16 protein-coding genes are annotated in these 20,455 nt (G+C 71.4%); 11 read left to right on the plus strand and 5 right to left on the minus strand.

From position 1 onward, the window contains the following. Positions 1–22 precede the first annotated feature (22 nt). The 7 genes from AOK01_RS08860 to AOK01_RS08890 all read left to right on the plus strand — a co-directional run bounded on the left by AOK01_RS08860 (position 23) and on the right by AOK01_RS08890 (position 8,224). Positions 23–1,267, plus strand: a complete 1,245-nt coding sequence (locus tag AOK01_RS08860; protein ID WP_055510226.1) for a polyamine ABC transporter substrate-binding protein — start codon at positions 23–25, stop codon at positions 1,265–1,267. Next, positions 1,267–2,493: an ABC transporter ATP-binding protein gene (locus AOK01_RS08865; protein ID WP_382033256.1), complete on the plus strand. Its 1,227-nt coding sequence runs from the start codon at positions 1,267–1,269 to the stop codon at positions 2,491–2,493. The genes AOK01_RS08860 and AOK01_RS08865 overlap by 1 nt, the downstream gene beginning before the upstream one ends. Further along, positions 2,493–3,422, plus strand: coding sequence for an ABC transporter permease (locus tag AOK01_RS08870; RefSeq protein ID WP_055510230.1), 930 nt, complete (start codon positions 2,493–2,495; stop codon positions 3,420–3,422). Before AOK01_RS08865 ends, AOK01_RS08870 begins: the two co-directional genes overlap by 1 nt. Continuing rightward, complete coding sequence (locus AOK01_RS08875; RefSeq protein WP_055510232.1) at positions 3,423–4,226, plus strand: ABC transporter permease; 804 nt, start codon at positions 3,423–3,425, stop codon at positions 4,224–4,226. It begins immediately after the preceding gene. Further along, positions 4,223–5,635, plus strand: a complete 1,413-nt coding sequence (locus AOK01_RS08880) for an NAD(P)/FAD-dependent oxidoreductase (RefSeq protein ID WP_055510234.1) — start codon at positions 4,223–4,225, stop codon at positions 5,633–5,635. The genes AOK01_RS08875 and AOK01_RS08880 overlap by 4 nt, the downstream gene beginning before the upstream one ends. A 160-nt stretch (positions 5,636–5,795) precedes the next feature. Next, positions 5,796–6,284 (plus strand): bifunctional DNA primase/polymerase, encoded by a 489-nt coding sequence (locus tag AOK01_RS08885; protein ID WP_055510236.1) that lies wholly within the window; start codon positions 5,796–5,798, stop codon positions 6,282–6,284. A gap of 128 nt (positions 6,285–6,412) precedes the next feature. After that, positions 6,413–8,224 (plus strand): chitinase, encoded by a 1,812-nt coding sequence (locus tag AOK01_RS08890; protein ID WP_055510238.1) that lies wholly within the window; start codon positions 6,413–6,415, stop codon positions 8,222–8,224. Here the strand turns inward: AOK01_RS08890 and AOK01_RS08895 are convergent. Together AOK01_RS08895 and gabT are read right to left on the minus strand one after the other, a co-directional pair. Beyond that, positions 8,195–8,923 carry a phosphatase PAP2 family protein gene (locus AOK01_RS08895; RefSeq protein WP_079103276.1) on the minus strand — a complete coding sequence of 243 codons (729 nt, stop codon included), beginning with the start codon at positions 8,921–8,923 and terminating at the stop codon, positions 8,195–8,197. The genes AOK01_RS08890 and AOK01_RS08895 overlap by 30 nt on opposite strands. A 414-nt stretch (positions 8,924–9,337) precedes the next feature. After that, complete coding sequence (gene gabT / locus AOK01_RS08900) at positions 9,338–10,672, minus strand: 4-aminobutyrate--2-oxoglutarate transaminase (RefSeq protein ID WP_055510240.1); 1,335 nt, start codon at positions 10,670–10,672, stop codon at positions 9,338–9,340. Positions 10,673–11,001: 329 nt separating this feature from the next. Between gabT and AOK01_RS08905 the strand changes: the two genes are divergently transcribed. The 3 genes from AOK01_RS08905 (at position 11,002) to AOK01_RS08915 (ending at position 16,771) form a co-directional block, all read left to right on the plus strand. Then, complete coding sequence (locus tag AOK01_RS08905; protein ID WP_055510242.1) at positions 11,002–13,128, plus strand: hypothetical protein; 2,127 nt, start codon at positions 11,002–11,004, stop codon at positions 13,126–13,128. 177 nt (positions 13,129–13,305) lie between these two features. After that, entirely contained in the window at positions 13,306–15,045 is a 1,740-nt protein-coding gene (locus AOK01_RS08910; RefSeq protein WP_055510245.1) for a PucR family transcriptional regulator, read from the plus strand. A gap of 277 nt (positions 15,046–15,322) precedes the next feature. Further along, positions 15,323–16,771 carry an aldehyde dehydrogenase family protein gene (locus tag AOK01_RS08915; RefSeq protein WP_055510247.1) on the plus strand — a complete coding sequence of 483 codons (1,449 nt, stop codon included), beginning with the start codon at positions 15,323–15,325 and terminating at the stop codon, positions 16,769–16,771. Between the two features lie 161 nt (positions 16,772–16,932). Here the strand turns inward: AOK01_RS08915 and AOK01_RS08920 are convergent, their stop codons facing one another. Further along, positions 16,933–17,352 carry a MarR family winged helix-turn-helix transcriptional regulator gene (locus tag AOK01_RS08920; RefSeq protein WP_055510249.1) on the minus strand — a complete coding sequence of 140 codons (420 nt, stop codon included), beginning with the start codon at positions 17,350–17,352 and terminating at the stop codon, positions 16,933–16,935. A gap of 91 nt (positions 17,353–17,443) precedes the next feature. On the opposite strand from AOK01_RS08920, the gene AOK01_RS08925 reads away from it, so the two are divergent. Then, complete coding sequence (locus AOK01_RS08925) at positions 17,444–18,262, plus strand: SDR family NAD(P)-dependent oxidoreductase (RefSeq protein WP_055510250.1); 819 nt, start codon at positions 17,444–17,446, stop codon at positions 18,260–18,262. Between the two features lie 40 nt (positions 18,263–18,302). Here AOK01_RS08925 and AOK01_RS08930 read toward each other — a convergent pair whose 3' ends face one another. Beyond that, complete coding sequence (locus tag AOK01_RS08930) at positions 18,303–19,238, minus strand: aminoglycoside phosphotransferase family protein (RefSeq protein WP_055510253.1); 936 nt, start codon at positions 19,236–19,238, stop codon at positions 18,303–18,305. 40 nt (positions 19,239–19,278) lie between these two features. Next, the gene (locus AOK01_RS08935; protein WP_055510255.1) at positions 19,279–20,292 is read right to left on the minus strand and encodes a LacI family DNA-binding transcriptional regulator; all 1,014 of its coding nucleotides are present in this window, start codon (positions 20,290–20,292) and stop codon (positions 19,279–19,281) included. Positions 20,293–20,455 lie beyond the last annotated feature (163 nt).

Below are 20,455 nucleotides of genomic sequence, written 5' to 3' on the forward strand. Positions count from 1 at the left end.
CTCCCGAAAGGGCACCACGAGCATGGAGCAGTACGAGCCCGATCGCCTGTCCCCGGCCCGGCCGGCCGCCGTGCGGCGCAGCCTGCGCGGCGGCAGGGCCTCCCTCACCCGCCGTTCGCTGCTCCGCGCCTCGACGGGCGGCGCACTCGCCCTGGGCGGACTCGGGACGCTGAGCGCCTGCGGGATTCCCGCGGCGAAGAACACCGCCGGCGTCTCGTCCGAGGACCACTCCGCCAAGGAGAAGCGCATCAGCTTCTCCAACTGGACCGAGTACATGGACGTCGACGACAGCGAGAAGCGTCACCCGACGCTCGACGCGTTCGCCGCCCGCACCGGCATCAAGGTCAAGTACACCGAGGACATCAACGACAACGTCGAGTTCTTCGGGAAGCTCAAGCCGCAGCTCGCGGCCGGCCAGGACACCGGGCGCGACCTCATCTGCGTCACCGACTGGCTGGCCGCACGGCTCATCCGCTTCGGCTGGGTGCAGAAGCTGGACCCGTCCAACCTGCCCCACGCGTACAGCAACCTCTCCCAGCAGTTCCGCACCCCCGACTGGGACCCGGGACGCGCGTACTCGTATCCCTGGACCGGTATCTCCACCGTCATCGCGTACAACAAGAAGGCGCTGGACGGCGTGGAGGTCACGTCCCTCTCCGACATGCTCGACAACCCGAAGCTCAAGGGGCGCATCGGCTTCCTGTCCGAGATGCGCGACAGCATGGGCATGACGCTGCTGGACCTCGGCAAGGACCCGGCGAAGTTCACGGACGACGACTTCGACGCGGCGATCGCCCGGCTGCAGAAGGCCGTCGACAAGGGGCAGATACGCCGCTTCACCGGCAACGACTACACGGCCGACCTCACCAAGGGCGACCTTGCGGCCTGTGTCGCCTGGGCCGGCGACGTCGTCCAGCTCAAGGCGGACAGCCCGGACGTCGACTTCGTCATCCCGGACAGCGGCTATCTGACGTCCACGGACAATCTGCTGGTCCCCAACAAGGCGCGGCACAAGTCCAACGCCGAGCGGCTCATCGACTACTACTACGAGCCCGGTCCCGCCGCGCAGCTGGCCGCGTACATCAACTACGTCTGTCCCGTCGACGGCGTGAAGGCCGAGCTGGCGAAGATCGACAAGTCCGCGGCGGACAACCCGCTGATCATTCCCGATGCCGCCATGGCGGCCAAGTCGCACGCCTTCCGCTCCCTGAGCACGAAGGAAGAGACGGCGTACGAGGCGAAGTTCGCAAAGCTGACGGGGGCGTGATCACTGTGACCACGAAGGACAGCAGCAAGAACAGCACCACGAAGAACGGCACAGACACCGGTGGTGGTGATGTCCGGCTCTCCGGAATCAGCAAGACCTACGGCTCCTTCACCGCCGTCCAGCCGCTCGATCTGACTGTGCCGCAGGGCTCGTTCTTCGCTCTCCTGGGGGCGTCGGGCTGTGGCAAGACCACCACGCTGCGGATGATCGCCGGTCTGGAGGAACCCTCCTCCGGCACCGTCTCCCTCGGCGAGCAGGACGTCACGAACCTGCCCCCGTACCGGCGCCCGGTGAACACCGTCTTCCAGTCGTACGCCCTCTTCCCGCACCTCGACATCTTCGAGAACGTCGCCTTCGGTCTGCGCCGCCGCGGCATCAAGTCGGTGAAGAAGCAGGTCGGGGACATGCTCGACCTGGTCCAGCTCGGCGAGCAGGCCCGCAAGAAGCCGCACCAGCTCTCCGGCGGCCAGCAACAGCGCGTCGCCGTGGCCCGCGCGCTGATCAACAGCCCCAAGGTGCTCCTCCTCGACGAGCCGCTGGGCGCCCTCGACCTCAAGCTGCGCCGCCAGATGCAGCTGGAGCTCAAGCGCATCCAGACCGAGGTCGGCATCACCTTCGTCCACGTCACGCACGACCAGGAGGAGGCCATGACCATGGCCGACACGGTCGCCGTGATGAACGCGGGCCGCGTCGAGCAGCTCGGCTCGCCCGCCGACCTCTACGAGAACCCGCGGAGCACGTTCGTCGCCAACTTCCTCGGCACCTCCAACCTCATAGAGGCCGAGGTCGACACCAGGAACGGCGACGAGATCGTCCTCAGGGCGGGCGGCGGCAAACTCGTCCTGCCCGTGGCCCGATGTTCCGCGCCCACGACGACCGGCGGCAAGGTCCTGGTGGGCGTGCGCCCCGAGAAGATCTCCCTCACGCACGCCGACGAGGCGGGCGAGATCCCGGCGGGCCGCAACCGCATCACCGGCACGATCGCCGACTCCAGTTTCATCGGCGTCTCCACGCAGTACGTCATCGACAGTCCGGTCTGCCCGGAGTTCGAGGTCTACGCCCAGAACATCGACCGCGACGCACGGCTCGTACCCGGCGCCGAGGTGGTCCTGCACTGGAATCCGGCGCACACCTTCGGTCTTGACGCCGCCCAGTCCCTGCTTGCCGGGACAGTGGACTCCGCGGGCGTCGAGACGGTGGGGCCCGACGAGGGGGCGGCGGCCTGATGAGCACCGTCACCGACGCGCCACCGCTGGCGCCCGCCCCCGCGCCGAAGGAGCGCCCGCCCAGGAAGCGCCGCCGGCTCACCCCGTACTGGCTCCTGCTCCCCGGCATCCTCTGGCTGCTCGTCTTCTTCGCGCTGCCGATGGTCTACCAGGCCTCCACGTCCGTACAGACGGGCTCCCTGGAGGACGGCTACCAGGTCACCTGGCACTTCGCGACCTACTGGGACGCGGTGGCCGACTACTGGCCGCAGTTCTTGCGTTCCATCGTCTACGCGGGCGCCGCCACGGTCCTGTGTCTGGTGCTCGGCTATCCGCTCGCGTATCTGATCGCGTTCCGCGCGGGCCGCTGGCGCAACCTGATCCTGGTCCTGGTCATCGCGCCGTTCTTCACCAGTTTCCTGATCCGTACGCTCGCCTGGAAGACGATCCTCGCGGACAGCGGCCCGGTCGTCGGCGCCCTCAACTCGCTGCACGTCCTGGACGTCACGAGCTGGCTCGGCATCACCGCGGGCGACCGCGTGCTGGCCACACCGCTCGCGGTGATCTGCGGCCTCACCTACAACTTCCTGCCGTTCATGATCCTGCCGCTCTACACCTCCCTCGAACGCATCGACGGGCGGCTGCACGAGGCGGCCGGCGACCTGTACGCGCGGCCCTTCACGACCTTCCGCAAGGTGACCTTCCCGCTGTCGATGCCCGGTGTCGTCTCCGGGACGCTCCTCACGTTCATCCCGGCGAGCGGCGACTACGTGAACGCCGATCTGCTCGGCTCCACCGACACCCGCATGGTCGGAAACGTCATCCAGACGCAGTTCCTGCGCATTCTCGACTATCCGACGGCCGCGGCACTCTCCTTCGTTCTCATGGCGGGAATCCTGGCCGTCGTCACGCTCTACATCCGCAAGTCCGGGACGGAGGATCTGGTCTAAATGGCCCCCATACGCTGGCTCAGGCGCCGTCTCGTCGTCATCGCGGGTCTGCTGACCCTCGGTTATCTGCTGCTGCCGAACATCGTCGTCACGGTCTTCTCCTTCAACAATCCGAAGGGGCGCTTCAACTACGAATGGCAGCGCTTCTCCACGGACGCCTGGACCGATCCCTGCGGGGTCGCCGATCTGTGCGGCTCGCTCTCACTGAGTCTGCAGATCGCCGCCTGGGCGACCTTGGGCGCCACCGTCCTGGGCACGATGATCGCCTTCGCGCTGGTCCGCTACCGCTTCCGCGCGCGCGGCGCCGTGAACTCGCTGATCTTCCTGCCGATGGCGATGCCCGAGGTCGTCATGGCCGCCTCGCTGCTCACGCTCTTCCTCAACCTCGGCGCCCAGCTGGGCTTCTGGACGATCCTGATCGCCCACATCATGTTCTGTCTGAGCTTCGTGGTCACCGCCGTCAAGGCGCGCGTCATGTCGATGGACCCACGCCTGGAGCAGGCGGCGCAGGACCTGTACGCGGGCCCCGCGCAGACATTCCTCCGGGTCACACTGCCCATCGCGGCGCCCGGGATCGCCGCGGGAGCGCTGCTCGCCTTCGCGCTCTCCTTCGACGACTTCATCATCACCAATTTCAACGCCGGGTCGACGGTCACGTTCCCCATGTTCGTCTGGGGTTCGGCGCAGCGCGGAACGCCCGTTCAGATCAACGTCATCGGCACGGCCATGTTCCTCGTCGCCGTACTCTTCGTGCTGGCCGGAATGGTCATCAGCAACCGCCGCAACCGCCAAAAGGCATCATGAGCCGTCACAGCAACTGGAGCAGGTCTCTCTCCGACGCCCTGCCGGGCTCGTACTGGCTGGACGACCCCGGCAGGCCCCGCCCCGAGCCCGCGCTCACCGCCGCCGAGACCTGCGACCTGCTCGTCGTCGGCGGTGGCTACAGCGGACTGTGGACCGCGCTCCTCGCCAAGGAGCGCGACCCCGGGCGCGAGGTGGTGCTGGTCGAGGGGCGCGAGGTGGGCTGGGCCGCCTCGGGCCGCAACGGCGGTTTCTGCGCCGCCTCCCTCACTCACGGCCTGGCCAACGGCCTGACCCGCTGGCCCGACGAGATCCACCGGCTGGAGCAGCTGGGCGCCCGCAACCTCGACGGCATCGAGGCGGCGGTCGCCCGCTACTCCCTCGACTGCGACTTCGAGCGCACCGGCGAGATCGACGTCGCCACCGAGCCGTACCAGGTGACGGAACTGCAGGAGTGGTACGAGGAATTGGGCCGGCGGGGCCTGGCCGAGGGCGTCGAGTACCTGGACACCGAAGCCGTACGGGACCAGGTGGACTCCCCGACCTTCCTCGCGGGCCTGCACGACCGCCGGGGCGTCGCCATGCTGCACCCCGCCAAGCTCGCCTGGGGTCTCAAACGCGCCTGCCTCGAACTGGGCGTCCGCGTGTACGAGCACACGCCCGCGCTCGACCTGAAGGCACACGGCGCCGCCATGGCCGTACGCACGCCGCACGGTGGGGTGCGGGCCCGCCGGGTCGCCCTCGGCACGAACATCTTCCCGAACCTGGTCAAGCGCGTGCGCCCGTACACCGTCCCGGTCTACGACTACGCGCTGATGACCGAGCCGCTGACCGCCGAGCAGCTCGCCTCCGTCGGCTGGAAGAACCGGCAGGGCCTCGGGGACTCGGCGAACCGGTTCCACTACTTCCGGCTGTCCGCCGACAACCGGATTCTGTGGGGCGGTTACGACGCGGTCTACCCGTACGGCGGCCGGGTGCGTGCCGCGTACGACCACCGGCCGCAGACGTACGCGAGGCTCGCCGAGCACTTCTTCACCTGCTTCCCGCAGCTGGAAGGCGTCCGTTTCACCCATGCCTGGGGCGGCGCGATCGACACGTGCTCCCGTTTCTCGGCCTTCTTCGGCACCGCGCACGGGGGCCGGGTCGCCTACGCGGCCGGTTACACGGGCCTCGGCGTCGGGGCGACCCGGTTCGGCGCGGACGTGATGCTCGACCTGCTGGCTGGGGAAGCCACCGAGCGTACGTCCCTTGAGATGGTCCGCACGAAGCCGCTGCCCTTCCCGCCGGAGCCGTTCACGTGGACCGGCATCGCGCTCACCAAGTGGTCGCTCGCCCGCGCGGACACGCACGACGGCCGGCGCAACCTGTGGCTGCGGACGATGGACCGACTGGGCCTCGGCTTCGACAGCTGAGGGCATGACTGAGCGGGCAGCTGAGCACGTTGCTGAGCACCCGGTGATCTGTGATTCGGGTCACTGCCGATTCGTGCCCGGAACCCGCGTAATGCCAGGCCCGAACCTCCCTCTCCCCTGTGACGCGACCAGCGTCGACACGAGAGAGGGAGGTTCCGCCATGACAGGGGCCAAGACGGCGGTCGACTGGCTGGCATCCGTGGCACCGGACCCCGCGGCCTGCCGCCGGCAATGGGAGCGCAACCCGATGGGGGTCGCGCTGCTGCCGGCGGGCAAGGCCTGGGACGTGCTCATGCTGCCGGACCGGCTCGGCTGCCCGACGCTCGACGTGCTGTCCCGGGTGCTCGACCAACCGGGTCCTGTGCTCGGCGGTTTCGGCGACGCGCGGACGGGTTTCTTCGTCCCGCCGGGGACGGCCGCGCGCTGGCTCGGCACGGGGGTGCGCACCGCGGGGCGCGGTACGTGGATCGTGGTGCCGTATCCCGGGCGGACGTCCGGCGGGGTCCGCTGGCTGATCCCGCCGGACGGCTCCGGCACGCTCACCGACCCGACGCTGCTGGAACTGGCCATGCACGAGGCGGCGGCGGAGCTGGCGACCGGTGACCATCGACCGCCGACCGACGACGGTGGTGGGTACGGCGGCCGATGACCGATGACCGGTGACCGGTGACCGCGGTGCGCCCGGCGGCCGGTGACCGCGGATGGCGGCCGGAGGTCTTGACAACTGGATTGGTCTGGACCAAATTGGGCGCGCTCCACCCTCCAATCCCCCCATGCATGGAGGCACTTGTGGATCGCCTCAGATCCGTCCTCGTCGTCTGTGCGGCCACCGTCCTGGCCGTACCCGGTGTCACCGCCCTCTCGTCGGCCGCCCGTGCGGCCGACGCGGACCTGGTCCGCAACGGCGGCTTCGAGTCAGGCCTCGACGGCTGGAACTGTACGGCCGGCGCCGTCGTCGACTCGCCCGTCCGCAGCGGAGGTTCGGCGCTGCGGGCCACCCCGGCCGGCAACGACAACGCGCGCTGCGCGCAGACCGTGACCGTCCGGCCCGATTCCCAGTACACGCTCGCCGGACACGTCCGCGGCTCCTACGTCTACCTCGGCGCGAGCGGCACCGGCACCACCGACGTCTCCGTCTGGACGCAGTCCGCACCGGACTGGCAGCGGCTCGCCACCACCTTCCGCACCGGCCCCTCCACCACCTCGGTCACGCTCTACACGCACGGCTGGTACGGCACCGGCGCCTACCACGCCGACGACGTCTCCCTGACCGGGCCCGGCGTCGACGCGGGGCAGCCGCCGGCCGCGCCCACCGGCCTCACGGTCGGCACGGTCACCTCCACCGGCGTCGGCCTGTCCTGGCCCGCGGTGCCGGGTGCGACGGGCTACGCGGTCTACCGCAACGGGGCGAAGACCCAGACGGCCACCGGGACTTCGGTCACGGTCGGCGGGCTCAGCCCGTCGACCGCGTACTCCTTCCAGGTCGCCGCCGTGAACGCGGCCGGGGAGTCCGCGAAGTCCCCGGCCGTCACGGCGACCACCGCGGCGGCCCCGGGCGGCGGCGACCCCGTGGAGCTGCCCGCCCACGCCTTGGTCGGCTACCTCCACGCGAGCTTCGCCAACGGGTCCGGCTACACGCGGCTGGCCGACGTGCCGGACAGCTGGGACGTGATCGACCTGGCCTTCGGCGAACCGACCTCCACGACCTCGGGCGACATCCGCTTCGACCGCTGCCCGGCCGCCGAGTGCCCGGGGGTCGAGACCGACGCCGAGTTCAAGGCGGCGATCCAGGCCAAACAGGCCGCCGGCAAGAAGGTCCTCATATCGATCGGCGGCCAGAACGGCCAGGTACAGCTGACGACCACGGCGGCCCGGGACACCTTCGTCTCCTCGGTGTCGAAGATCATCGACACGTACGGGCTCGACGGCCTGGACATCGACTTCGAGGGACACTCGCTCTCCCTGAACGCCGACGACACCGACTTCAAGAACCCGAAGACCCCGGTGATCGTGAACCTGATCTCGGCCGTCAAGACCCTGAAGGCCAAGTACGGCGACGACTTCGTGCTGACGATGGCCCCGGAGACGTTCTTCGTCCAGCTCGGCTACCAGTACTACGGAACGGGCAAGTGGGGCGGCCAGGACCCGCGCGCCGGCGCCTACCTCCCGGTCATCCACGCCCTGCGCGACGACCTGACGCTTCTGCACGTCCAGGACTACAACTCCGGCCCGATCATGGGCCTCGACAACCAGTACCACTCCATGGGCGGCGCCGACTTCCACATCGCCATGACCGACATGCTCCTCACCGGCTTCCCGGTGGCGGGCGACGCGGCCAACGTCTTCCCGCCGCTGCGCCCGGACCAGGTCGCGATCGGCATGCCGGCGTCGACGAACGCGGGCAACGGCCACGTGCCGCCGGCCGAGACGAACAAGGCCCTGGACTGCCTGACGAAGAAGACCGACTGCGGCTCGTACGCGACCCACGGCACCTGGCCCGCCCTGCGCGGCCTGATGACGTGGTCGATCAACTGGGACCGGTTCGGAGGCTGGGAGTTCTCAAGGAACTTCGACGCGTACGTCGGCTGAGTGACCGTTTCGACGCAGGAGCGTCGCGAGTCCCAGCAGCAGCGCGGCGCTCAGGCACCAGCTCCCCGCCACATCCAGCGGCCAGTGGTACCCGCGGCGGACCAGACCGAAGCTCACGGCTGTCACCAGGAGCAGACAGGCGATGGTGAGTTCGCGGCGGAGGTAACGGTTGTGGAGCCAGGGGAGCAGCAGGAGGACGGCGGCTCCGTAGGCGACGGCGGCCGTGGCCGTATGTCCCGACGGGTAGTAGCCGTCGCCCGCCATGCCGGGCGGGCCGGTACGGCCGACGGCCTCCTTCACCGGGACGACCCAAAGCGGTACGGCGGCCATGGTGACCAGGGCCGCCAGCGGCGGCACCCACCAGCGGGGGAGGCCCGCACGCAGGGCACGCCACGAGACGTACGCGGCGACTGCGAGCAGGACCGGGACGGCGACCGCGAAGCTGCCGAGATCCGAGAGGAACTCGGCGGCGCCCTCCGGGAGGCGGCTGCCCTCGACGGCCTTGCCGAGGCGTTCGTCCGCGCGGCGCAGCGGGGTGTCGACGGCGGCCTGCCAGGTGAGGAAGGCGAAGAGGAGGAGGAGCGGGCCCAGGAGCAGGGCCGGCCGCGCCGGAGCGGCGGACCTCGCGCTGACAGCGCCGGAATCGGCGGGCTCGGGCCGCGGCGGGGGCGCGTCCTGCTGGTCCGGGACGGTAGGCATGGCACCCAGCCTGGCAGGAACGACCGGCCGCGCGTACCCGAGGGTGTCCGTACGTGTCGGGCACGGGCCGGTGTCTGCCGGCCAGGTACCTCCGGATACGCCGAAGGGCTTGCACCAGGGGGGTAGGTGCAAGCCCTTCGGTGATACCGGCGCTGATCGGTTGTCGCGCGCCCCGGGGGGTTTGGGGCGAGCGACTGTCCGATCGGTGAGGAGACCCGGAGCCGAAGACTCCGGTTTGTGTGCGCGAAGGCACGACCAGGGCGAAGCTGGGGAGGCCCCGTCCTGATGTCACCCACAGTCCCCTGTGGGCGGGTGTATCTCTCAACTGCGTAGAACCTACGACAGGGAAAGAGCGTCCGACAGACGGAATCGGTACCCGCCATGCACCTCGCACACCTTCTTCACACGCCCCGCTCAGATGCGGGAAAACGCCTGCTCGATGATGTCGAGGCCCTCGGTCAGCAGGTCCTCGCCGATGACCAGCGGCGGCAGGAAGCGCAGCACGTTCCCGTAGGTGCCACAGGTCAAGACCAGCAGGCCCTCCTGCTGGCAGGCCTTGGCGAGCGCGGCGGTCGCCTCCGCGGCCGGCTCCTTCGTGGTGCGGTCCTTGACCAGCTCGACCGCGATCATCGCGCCCCGGCCGCGGACGTCGCCGATGAGGTCGAACTTCTCCGCCATCGCGCCGAGCCGCGCCTTCATCGTCTTCTCGATCGCCTTCGCCCTGGCGTTGAGGTCCAGCTCCTTCATCGTCTCGATCGCCCCGAGCGCCGCCGCGCAGGCCACCGGGTTGCCGCCGTAGGTGCCGCCCAGGCCGCCCGCGTGCGCGGCGTCCATGATCTCGGCGCGGCCGGTCACGGCGGCGAGCGGCAGACCGCCCGCGATGCCCTTGGCGGTGGTGATCAGGTCCGGGACGACGCCCTCGTCCTCGCACGCGAACCACTGGCCGGTACGGCAGAAACCGGACTGGATCTCGTCGGCGACGAAGACGATGCCGTTGTCGGACGCGAACCGGCTCAGCGCAGGCAGGAAGCCCTTGGCGGGCTCGATGAAGCCGCCCTCGCCGAGCACCGGCTCGATGATGATCGCGGCCACGTTGTCCGGGCCGACCTGCTTGGTGATCTCGTCGATGGCCTGCGCGGCGGCCTCGGCGCCCGCGTTGTCCGGACCGGTCGGCCAGCGGTAGCCGTACGCCACCGGGACGCGGTAGACCTCGGGCGCGAACGGGCCGAAGCCGTGCTTGTACGGCATGTTCTTCGCGGTCAGGGCCATCGTGAGGTTCGTCCGGCCGTGGTAGCCGTGGTCGAAGACGACGACGGCCTGCCGCTTCGTGTACGCACGGGCGATCTTGACGGCGTTCTCGACGGCCTCGGCACCGCTGTTGAAGAGGGCGCTCTTCTTGGCGTGGTCCCCGGGCGTCAGCTCGGCCAGCGCCTCGGCGACGGCCACGTACCCCTCGTACGGCGTGACCATGAAACAGGTGTGGGTGAAGTCCTGGAGCTGGGCGGCGGCCCGGCGCACGACGGCCTCGGCGGACGCGCCGACGCTGGTCACGGCGATGCCGGAACCGAAGTCGATGAGCCGGTTCCCGTCGACGTCCTCCATGATCCCGCCGCCCGCGCGCGCGGCGAAGACGGGGAGCACGGACCCCACACCGGCCGCGACCGCGGCGCTGCGGCGGGCCTGCAGTTCCCGCGACTTCGGGCCGGGAATGGCGGTGACGATGCGGCGCTCCTGCGGAACTGCGCTCATGAGGGGCTCCCTGGGGGTCGTGCGAACGGCGGACGGACAGCCGACACGCTCGGCTTCCTTCCTCGGCTTCCTTCCTCGCAGGCTAGGGCCGGGGACGGAAGGCGGGCATGCTCCATCTGGGCGTGGTCGCGGAAGCCGCTTGTCCGTCTTGGACATGGCTTGGGCATGGTGTGGACATGGCTCGGACATTGCGAGGCCGGGGAACGCCGAGGGCGCCGGGTGTCCGTATCGCCGTCCACCCGGCCGGGTAAGCCGCGAACTCCCTTTGTCAGGGCGTTAGATTGAGACGCACAGCACTACGGAGCGGCTGGTCAGGGGTGGCAGAAGCGATGGACAGCGACGGCACGCACGACGCACGGGGCACGCACGCCGATCGTGTGCCCCGGCCGGCCGGACCGCCCCGGGTGCCGCCACGTCCCGCGCGGGCGCCCGGCGCGCCACCGCTGCCGGACGGCTCCGCGTTCCTCACCTGGCTGCGGACCCCCCGGCCCGAGGCCGCGCCGGGCGTGTGGCGGTTCGGGCACCGGCCCCGGCCGGAGGAGGAGCCCGAGCAGATCCCGGCCCGGCAGCTGCTCAGCGGCGCGTTCATCGCCTTCCTCGTGGGATGGCTGATCTGGTCGCTGCTGTGGAACGGCTACCTCGGCGGCTGGTGGCTGCTGCCGCTGTTCGCGATGATCCCGGACTCCTGGGTCAAACCGCACAGCTTCGGCTCCGTCGTGGTCGTCTACGCCTATTACGTGGCCATCGCGCTCGGAATCATGATCGGCGTCGGCCGGCTCGGCCGGTGGAGCGAGGTCTGGCGGCGGTACGGGGTGCCCGCCTGGCGACAGGCGGCCCCCGCGAACGAGCGCCCGCCCGCGCCCGAGGAGGACCCCGCGCAGTGGAATCCGCTGCGCGCCGCCGGAGCCGTCGACGCCGCCGAGCGGCTCGGCGCCGACGCGCGGGCCGGGCTCATGCGCGACGTCGACCACGCGCGGATCACCCGGGCCTGGCAGAGCGTGCGCAGCGGACGGCACAGCCTCGCCACCTTCACCGGCACCGTCCTGAGGGAGGGCGCCGCCGCCTGTCTGCACCCCTCCGGCGACCGGGACCTGCCGGGCCGGCTCGCGCAGCACGATCTCGTCACCGGCCAGGTGCGCCTCGGCACGACCGCCGACGACCCGCGCAACCCGTACGCCTACCGCGGCACCGGAATGGCGCTCGGCCCCGACCTGCTGGGGACCTCGCTGCTCGCCGTCGGGCCCGCCGGATCGGGCAAGACCGGCGGTGTTGTCTGGCCGCTCGCCGAGTCGCTGTGCCTGCACGCGCTCGCCGGGCGGGCGGCCGTGGTCGTCGTCGGGGCCGCGGGGGCGGGCCTCGGTTCGGTGGACGCGTACGACGTCGTGGTGCGGGTGGGCAACCCCGAATCCGTGTACGACCTCGATCTGTACGGCGGCACCACCGACCCGGACGAGGCCGCGGCCGTGCTCGCCGAGGCCCTCGTCGGCGACCTCGCCGACCCGCATCCCAGCGGGGAGAGCCGGCGGTCCACCACCGTGCTCGCCCAGCTGCTCGGGCCGTACCGGACCGTCCACGGGCGCTTTCCCTCCGTGCCCGAACTGCGGCAGCTCCTCGACGGCGCGCCCGGCCCGCTCGGGGCGCTCCGCAAGGCGCTCACCGACGGCGGCCAGGAATCGCTGCTGCGGGAACTGGACGCGCGGGAGCGGCAGTTGGGGCAGCCCGGCGATCTGGGAGGTGTGCTCGCGGACCGGGTGGCGCTGCTCGACCGGCCCGCCTTCGCCGGATTCTTCGACACGTCCGGGCAGTCCCGGCCCTTCTCGCTGCGCGCCCTCGACCACCCCGTACGCGTACGGATCGACCTTCCTCAGCGCGGGCACGCGGACGCCTCGCGGATTCTTTCGCGGCTCGTCCTCGCCCAGTTCGCGGCGAGTGTCGCGGTGCGCGAGGACCGTTCCCTGTTCGCCTGCCTCGTACTCGACGACGCCACCGGGGTCGTCACCCCCGAGGCCGTACGGGGCATCCAGCGGCTGCGGTCCGCCAACGCCGGGGTCGTGCTGACGCTTCGTACGCTCGACGACGCGCCCCGCCCGCTGCGGTCGCCGCTGCTCGGCGCGATCGGGTGCCGGGTGGCGCTCGCGGGGCTCACGCCGTGGGACGGGCAGGACTTCGCCGAGGTGTGGGGCAAGGAGTGGATCGAGGCGCGGGACGTCACCGACCGGCAGATCATCGCGGAGACACCGGCCGGGAAGGCCGTGCACATGCTGCGGCGGGTGATCACCGGGAACGCGCCCACCGCCCGCGCCGTGACCGTCCGACAGGTCGAACGGGAGCGGTGGTCGGCGTCCGAGCTGGCGCACGGGGTGCCGCCGGGGCACGCGGTGCTCTCGCTCACCAGCGTGCGCGGGGACCACGCGCCGCCCCTGCTGGTGGACCTGCGGGACCCGGGACGCCCATAAGGACACGGTCGACCGTACGGTGAGGCAGAATCGACAGAGGTCGTTCATACATGACGGCCAAAACATCACATGTCCCGTGACCGTTGAAGAACCGTTGAAGAACCGTCGACGAACCCGTGAAGACCTGAAGATTTCAAAAGACCTCAAGAGCTGAAGACCTCAAGACCTGAAGGCCTCATGCCCCCCACGCTCGCCTCGCTCGTCCATCACTCGGCGCTCAAACTCACCGTGCGCGCGGGCGGGGACCATCTGGACACCCCCGTGCGCTGGGTGCACGCCAGTGAGCTCACCGACCCCGTGCCGTACATGGAGGGCGGGGAGCTCCTGCTCATCACCGCGCTCAAGCTGGACGTCGAGGACGCCGACGCCATGCGGCGGTACGTGAAGCGGCTGGTGGGGGCGGGAGTGGCCGGGCTCGGCTTCGCCGTCGGGGTGCATCACGAGGAGATTCCCGAGGCGCTGGCCGACGCGGCGGCGGAGGCGGGGCTTCCGCTCCTTGAGGTGCCTCGGCGTACGCCTTTCCTCGCCATCAGCAAGGCCGTCTCGGAGGCCATCGCCGCCGACCGGTACCGGGCGGTGACCGCGGGGTTCGCCGCGCAGCGGGAGCTGACGAAGAAGGCGCTGAGCGACGGGCCCGAAGGGCTGCTGACCGCGCTCGCCTCGCAGGTCGACGGGTGGGCCGCGCTGTACGACGCCTCCGGTGCCGTCGTCGCCACCGCGCCGGAGTGGGCGGGGCGCCGGGCCGCCCGGATCACCGCGGACGTGGAGCGGTTGCGGGACCGGCCCACGCCGGCGAGTTCCGTCGTCGGCGGAGGTTCCGTGGACGGCACGGACGGCGAGGACGGCGAGGACGGCGAGGACCGGATCGAGCTGCACTCGCTGGGGACCGGGCGGCGCGCTCGTGGCGTGCTCGCCGTCGGGACCGCGGCGGCGCCGGGCACGGCCGAGCGGTATGCCGTGCACTCCGCGATCGCCCTGCTGACGCTGACCACGGAGCGGTCCCGGGCGCTGTACGCCGCCGAGCAGCGGATCGGGGCCGCCGTGCTGCGGATGCTGCTGGCCGGGCAGCCCGATCACGCCAGGGGAGTCGCCGGGGACCTGTACGGGGGGCTGCTGGACGCGCCTTACCGGATGATGCTCGCCGAGGCCGCGTCGGCGTCCGCCGGCCGGGCGCGGGCCGGACGCGGCGGTGGCGGCGGCGCCGACGAAGAGGACGTGGCGGATACGACCGATACGGCGGACGTCCAGGCGGCGGCGGCCGTGCTCGCCGATGTCCGGGGCGATCTGGTGGGCGGGCTCGTCGAGGTCGTGGAGGCCGCGGCGGCCCGGTCCGGCGAGGCCGTGCTGGTCGTGCCCGACGGGCAGCGGCTCGTGGTGCTCGCCGCGGACGGGGGCGCGGTGGTCGCCGCCTGCGCCCGGTACGCGAAGACCGTCGGGCTCGCGCGGAGCGGTTCCGAACAGGGGACCGACGAGGACGAGCTGGTCGTGGGGGTTTCCGCGCCGGCCGGTCCCGTCGCCGCCGGGGCCGCCTACAAGCAGGCCGAGCAGTCGCTGTCCGTCGCACGGCGGCGGGGGCGGGTGCTGGTCGAGCACGAGGAGGTGGCGACGGGATCCGTGGTGCCGTTGCTGGCGGACGACGCGGTACGGGCGTTCGCCGACGGGCTGCTACGGGCGTTGCACGAGCACGACGCGACCGGGCGGGGCGATCTGGTCGCCTCGCTGCGGGCCTGGCTGTCGCGGCACGGGCAGTGGGACGCGGCGGCGGCGGATCTCGGGGTGCACCGGCACACGTTGCGGTACCGGATGCGGCGGGTGGAGGAGATCCTCGGCCGGTCGCTGGACGATCCGGATGTGCGGATGGAGCTGTGGCTGGCGCTGAAGGCGACGACGGCCGTCCCGGCGGGGACGCGGGAGTAGGTCGGTCGGTTTGTGTCGGGCTCGTTGTCGGGTGCGGGCGGTGGGGGCGGGGGTTTCGCGCAGTTCCCCGCGCCCCTGAACGGCGGGTCCGCTGTGGCCGGTCGCGCAGTTCCCCGCGCCCCTGTAGGGCGGTCCTGGTGGTTCTCGCCGAAATGGAGTGGGGCTGGGGCGGAGTGCTACGGGGTGGACAAAATAACTTGGGATGGCGCAGGCCTACCGTGGGGGCGTAATCACCAGCCATGTCACCAGCCATGTCAATGGAAGGGCCGGGAACTCGATGACTGCCACCACCCATGCCTTCTGGCTCGCCGGCCGCCAGGCCACCGGCGAGGCCACCTTCGACGTCACGTCGCCCTGGGACGGGCACCTCGTCGGCAGGGTCGCCGTGCCGAGTGACGCCCAGGTCGAGGAGGCCGTCGCCGCCGCGTACGCCGTACGGGACGAGTTCGCCGCCACGCCGGCCCACGTGCGGGCCGCCGCCCTGGACCACGTGAGCAGGCGGCTCGCGGAGCGGACCGAGGAGATCGCCCGGCTCATCTCCGCCGAGAACGGCAAGCCGGTCAAGTGGGCCCGCGGCGAGGTCGGCCGGGCCGTGTCCGTGTTCCGGTTCGCGGCCGAGGAGGCCCGCCGGTTCAACGGTGGCGAGGCGCAGCGGCTCGACACCGATCCCGGGGGCCAGGGGCGGCTCGCGCTCACCCGGCGTTTCCCGAAGGGCGTCGTGCTCGGCATCGCGCCCTTCAACTTCCCGCTGAACCTGTGCGCCCACAAGATCGCTCCGGCGATCGCGGCCGGGGCGCCGATCATTCTGAAGCCCGCGCCCGCGACCCCGCTGAGCGGTCTGGTCATCGGCGAGCTGCTGGCCGAGACCGAGCTGCCGGCCGGCTCCTGGTCGGTGCTGCCCGTCGCCAACGACAAGATGCCCGCGCTGGTGCAGGACGAGCGGCTGCCCGTCATCTCCTTCACCGGGTCCGACAAGGTCGGTTACGCGATCATGGACTCCGTACCGCGCAAGCACCTCACCCTGGAGCTGGGCGGCAACGGAGCGGCCGTCGTGCTCGCCGACTGGGCGAGCGACGAGGACCTGGACCTGGCCGCGACGCGCATCGCGACCTTCAGCAACTACCAGGGCGGGCAGTCCTGCATCTCCGTGCAGCGGGTCGTCGCGGACGCGTCGGTGTACGAGCGGCTGCTGCCCCGGATCGTCGCCGCGGTCGGGGCCCAGGTGACCGGGGACCCGTCCGACGACGCGACCGATGTCGGTCCGCTGGTGAGCGAGGACGCCGCCAGGCGGGTGGAGTCGTGGGTCGAGGAGGCCGTCGGGGCCGGGGCCGAACTGCTCGCAGGCGGCAAGCGCGACGGCGCCTCGTACGCGCCGACCGTGCTGGCCGGCGTACCGGACGGGGCGACGATCTCCAGCGAGGAGGTCTTCGGACCCGTCCTGACCGTGCAGAAGGCGGAGGGGGAGGCCGCCGCCTTCGCCGCCGTCAACGAGTCCAAGTACGGGCTGCAGGCCGGTGTGTTCACCCATGACCTCCAGGCCGCCTTCCGGGCCCACCGGGCGCTGGAGGTGGGCGGCGTGGTGATCGGCGACGTTCCCTCGTACCGCGCCGACCAGATGCCGTACGGCGGTGTGAAGCAGTCCGGCGTCGGGCGGGAGGGCGTGCGGTTCGCCATGGACGACTACACGTACGAGCGGGTGCTGGTCCTGACGGGGCTCGCGCTCTGAGACCGGGCATCGAAGCCCAAGAGCCTACGAGCGGGCTCATCGGCCCCGACGGGTAGCCACGGCTGTCTCCGACCTCACCCCGGACGAAGGGGCCCGGCACCGATGCCTTCCGGTGCCGGGCCCCTTCGTCGTCCTTGTGGCGCGGCAGCGGCCTCGGCGGGTCAGGCAGGCCGGGCGGCGCGGTTCAGCAGGGCCACCAGCTGCCGCAGTTCGGTGTCGCTCAGCGCCACCAGCGGGGTCTTCTCCAGTGTCGTCCGGACCAGCTCGTCGCGGACCCGGCGCCCCTTGGCGGTCAGGATCAGGACGCGGGAGCGGCGGTCTGCCGGGTCCACGCCGCGCTCCACCAGGCCGCGGTCGGCGAGCTGGTTGGTGATGAAGGTCAGGTTCGGAGCGTTGCAGTACAGCCGCTCGGCCATCACCTTCATCGAGGGCGGCGGCTCGGCCGGGTCCATGGCCCACAGTGCCTGGAACGTGGCCGGTGTCAGTTTGTGCCCGGCCAGCGCTTGCGTGATCAGGTCGTTGGTCCGCATCCAGATGTCGTGGGTCGCGGCAACCGCCGCGGTGAGCTCGGGCGTGGTCATGCCGCCATTCTATCGATGCTTCGAGACTCGAAGGAATCGTGCTAGCGTCGGCCCGTCGATACTTCGAGGCTCGAAGCAATGGAGGGTTCTTGTGAAAGAGGACTATCGCGGCGTCACCGCTCTCGTCACCGGCGCGTCGAAAGGGCTGGGACGGGCGTACGCGCTGGAGCTGGCGCGCCGGGGAGCGCGGGTGATCCTGCTGGCCCGCTCGGAGGGAGACCTGCGGAAACTCGCGGCAGAGCTCCGAGAACAGCACGGCGGCCCGGAGGCCGAGGTGATCACCGGTGACCTCGCCGACCCGGACGGCCCCGAGCGCATCCTGCGAGAGCTGCACGACCGCGGCCTGACCGTCGACCTGCTGCTCAACAACGCCGGCGCGGGCAGTGTGGGCCCGTTCCTCGGCCGCCCCATCGAGCCGCAGCTGCGCTCCGTCGGGCTCAACGTCAGCGGCCTGCTCGCGCTGACCCACGCGATCGGGGCGGAGCTCGTCGCCCGCGGCTCCGGCGGCATCATCAACGTCTCGTCCACCGCGGCCTTCCAGCCCATGCCTTACCAGGCCAGCTACGCCGGGACCAAGGCTTTCGTGCTCTCCTTCACCGAGGCGCTGGCCGAGGAGCTGCGCGGCACCGGCGTCCACGTCATGGCGGCGCATCCCGGGGCGATCGCGACCGGCTTCTTCGACGGCACCTCGGCGACGATCGACGCCAAGGCAGCCGACACGCCGGCCACCGTCGCGGCCGACACACTGGACGACTACGCCCGGCGGCGCTCGGTGTCCTACCCGGGCCGGGCCGTGAACCGGGCCCTGACCTGGTCCGCACGTCTGTTGCCGCGCCCCGTCACGGCGCGGTTGGCGGGCAGCTTCAACCGTCGGCTGCGCCTGCACGAGACGGTCGACGTCGGCCAGTAGGCCTGCGGCGGTTCGTGAAACCTCCCGCCGGGCTGCTTGATCACTGGTGGACCGTTGCGGTGAGGCGTCGTAGTGCGGCGTGGGCGGGTGGGCCCCAGGTGGGCTTGCCGCCGGGGCGGCCGTGGACGCCGGCGTCTGCGATGTGGATACCGGCGAGGGCGCGCAGCACCGCCCAGCCGCGGGCGCGGCGCAGGGTCGCGGCGTCCGCGCTCGGCCGGTAGGCCTCGTGGAAACGGTCGACGGCGCCGTCCGGCAGCAGGATCCAGGCGGCGGCGAGGTCGCAGGCGGGGTCGCCGGCGAAGAGGTCGCCGAAGTCGATCACACCGGAGAATGTGCCGTCGGTGGTCAGGATGTTGGCCGGATGCAGATCACCGTGCAGCCACAGTCTCGGGCCTGCCCAGTCCGGCGCGGCGGCGGCGTCCTCCCAGACCGCGCGGACGGCGTCAGGGTCGCGCATCAGCCCCAGTTCGGTGGCCGAGGTGAGCCCCTGGGTGAAGTGTTCGGCGGTGTCGGCCAGCGGGCCACCTCGGTCCCGGCCCGCGGGTGCTCCGTCGGGGGCGGGGCGGTGGAGGGCGGTCAGGAAGGCGGCCAGGGCGACGGCCGACTCCGCGGCGCGCGTGGCGGGGGCGCGGTCGGCGGGCTCGCCCGGTACCCAGGTGGTGACCAGCCAGGGCCGCGGAAACCGTTCGGAGGGCTCACCGAGGCGCTGCGGGACGGGGATCGGCAGCGGAAGGTGCGGGGCGAGGAGGGGCAGCCAGGCGTGTTCCTTGCGTAGTAGCGCGTCCGCGGACCGCGTCGCCCAGGGCAACCGGACGGCGAGGTCGTCGCCGAGCCGCCACACCTGGTTGTCCCAGCCGAGCGCTCCGAGCTTCAGGGGGCGATCCGCCAGGTCGGGGTGCTGCTCACGCAGCAGCTCCCGGATCAAGTCCTCGGTGATGTCCCCGATATCCCTGATGTCCCTCTCGGTGGCTGTCATGGGGAGCCACGGTAGTGGGGGAAGCGGCCTGCCTGGACGGTCAGGAGGCGGTCGGGGCCGGGCCCGTGCTCGCCCGTACCGTCAGCTCGGGCGCGATGAGTACGACTTCGTCCTTGCCGGACCCCGTCAGCTTGGCGATCAGGCGCTCCACCGCGCTGCGGCCCATCTCCTGGGCGGGGATGGCGGCCGAGGTCAGCCGCACCGAGGCCTGGACGGCGACCTGGTCCGGGCAGATCGCGATCACCGACACGTCCTCGGGCACGGCACGGCCCTGCCGGCGCAGCAGCGCGAGCAACGGCTCGACCGCCGACTCGTTCTGCACGACGAAGCCCGTGGTGCCGGGGCGCTCGTCGAAGACCCGGGCCAGGGTCAGGGACATGGCGTCGAAGCCGCCTTCGCACGGGCGGTGCAGCACGCGCAGGCCGAGCTCCCGCGCCCGGGACCGCAGCCCGTCGAGCGTGCGCTCGGCGAACCCCGTGTGCCGTTCGTACACCGCGGGCGCCTCACCGATGACAGCGATGTCACGGTGACCGAACATCGCGAGATGTTCGGCGCACAGCGCGCCCGTCGCGCCGAAGTCGAGGTCCACGCAGGTCAGACCGCTGGTGTCGGCGGGGAGCCCGATGAGGACGGACGGCTGGTCGGTGCCCCGCAGCAGCGGCAGCCGCTCGTCGTCGAGCTCGACGTCCATCAGGATCATCGCGTCGGCGAGCCCGCTCCCGGTGACCCGGCGCACGGCGTCGGGGCCCTCCTCGCCAGTGAGCAGCAGCACGTCGTAGCCGTGGGCGCGCGCCGAGGTCGTCACCGCGATGGCGATCTCCATCATCACGGGTACGTACATATCCGTGCGGAGCGGGACCATCAGCGCGATGATGCTGGACCGGTTGCTCGCCAGCGCCCGGGCTCCCGCGTTGGGGTGGTAGCCGAGCTGCTGGATGCTCTGCTCGACCCGCTGGCGGGTCCCCACGGAGATGGACCGCTTGCCGCTGAGGACATAGCTCACCGTGCTCGCCGAGACTCCGGCGTGCTGGGCGACCTCGGCGAGGGTGACCATCCAGCTCTCCAAGCGGTGTGTGAAGCGCTTCGACAGCGTGCGCTACGGGCGAAGGTGAGTGGGGGTGGTTCGACAGTAACTTGGGGGACGGTGGGTGTCCATAGGCTGTCGAAGCGCTTCGACTCCGTCGGGTACGGGAGGTCCCCACCGGGGCGGGGGGCGG

This window comes from Streptomyces aurantiacus, assembly GCF_001418335.1.
Lineage (GTDB): Bacteria > Actinomycetota > Actinomycetes > Streptomycetales > Streptomycetaceae > Streptomyces > Streptomyces aurantiacus.

Excerpts from the sequence above, each read along its gene's own strand:
- AOK01_RS08910 (WP_055510245.1), top strand. The coding sequence starts at position 13,306 with ATGCCCCCCACGCTCGCCTCGCTCGTCCATCACTCGGCGCTCAAACTC.
- AOK01_RS08930 (WP_055510253.1), bottom strand. The coding sequence starts at position 19,238 with ATGACAGCCACCGAGAGGGACATCAGGGATATCGGGGACATCACCGAG.
- AOK01_RS08860 (WP_055510226.1), top strand. The coding sequence starts at position 23 with ATGGAGCAGTACGAGCCCGATCGCCTGTCCCCGGCCCGGCCGGCCGCC.
- AOK01_RS08890 (WP_055510238.1), top strand. The coding sequence starts at position 6,413 with ATGGAGGCACTTGTGGATCGCCTCAGATCCGTCCTCGTCGTCTGTGCG.
- gabT (WP_055510240.1), bottom strand. The coding sequence starts at position 10,672 with ATGAGCGCAGTTCCGCAGGAGCGCCGCATCGTCACCGCCATTCCCGGC.
- AOK01_RS08935 (WP_055510255.1), bottom strand. The coding sequence starts at position 20,292 with ATGGTCACCCTCGCCGAGGTCGCCCAGCACGCCGGAGTCTCGGCGAGC.
- AOK01_RS08915 (WP_055510247.1), top strand. The coding sequence starts at position 15,323 with ATGACTGCCACCACCCATGCCTTCTGGCTCGCCGGCCGCCAGGCCACC.
- AOK01_RS08895 (WP_079103276.1), bottom strand. The coding sequence starts at position 8,923 with ATGCCTACCGTCCCGGACCAGCAGGACGCGCCCCCGCCGCGGCCCGAG.
- AOK01_RS08870 (WP_055510230.1), top strand. The coding sequence starts at position 2,493 with ATGAGCACCGTCACCGACGCGCCACCGCTGGCGCCCGCCCCCGCGCCG.
- AOK01_RS08885 (WP_055510236.1), top strand. The coding sequence starts at position 5,796 with ATGACAGGGGCCAAGACGGCGGTCGACTGGCTGGCATCCGTGGCACCG.
- AOK01_RS08920 (WP_055510249.1), bottom strand. The coding sequence starts at position 17,352 with ATGACCACGCCCGAGCTCACCGCGGCGGTTGCCGCGACCCACGACATC.
- AOK01_RS08875 (WP_055510232.1), top strand. The coding sequence starts at position 3,423 with ATGGCCCCCATACGCTGGCTCAGGCGCCGTCTCGTCGTCATCGCGGGT.
- AOK01_RS08905 (WP_055510242.1), top strand. The coding sequence starts at position 11,002 with ATGGACAGCGACGGCACGCACGACGCACGGGGCACGCACGCCGATCGT.
- AOK01_RS08880 (WP_055510234.1), top strand. The coding sequence starts at position 4,223 with ATGAGCCGTCACAGCAACTGGAGCAGGTCTCTCTCCGACGCCCTGCCG.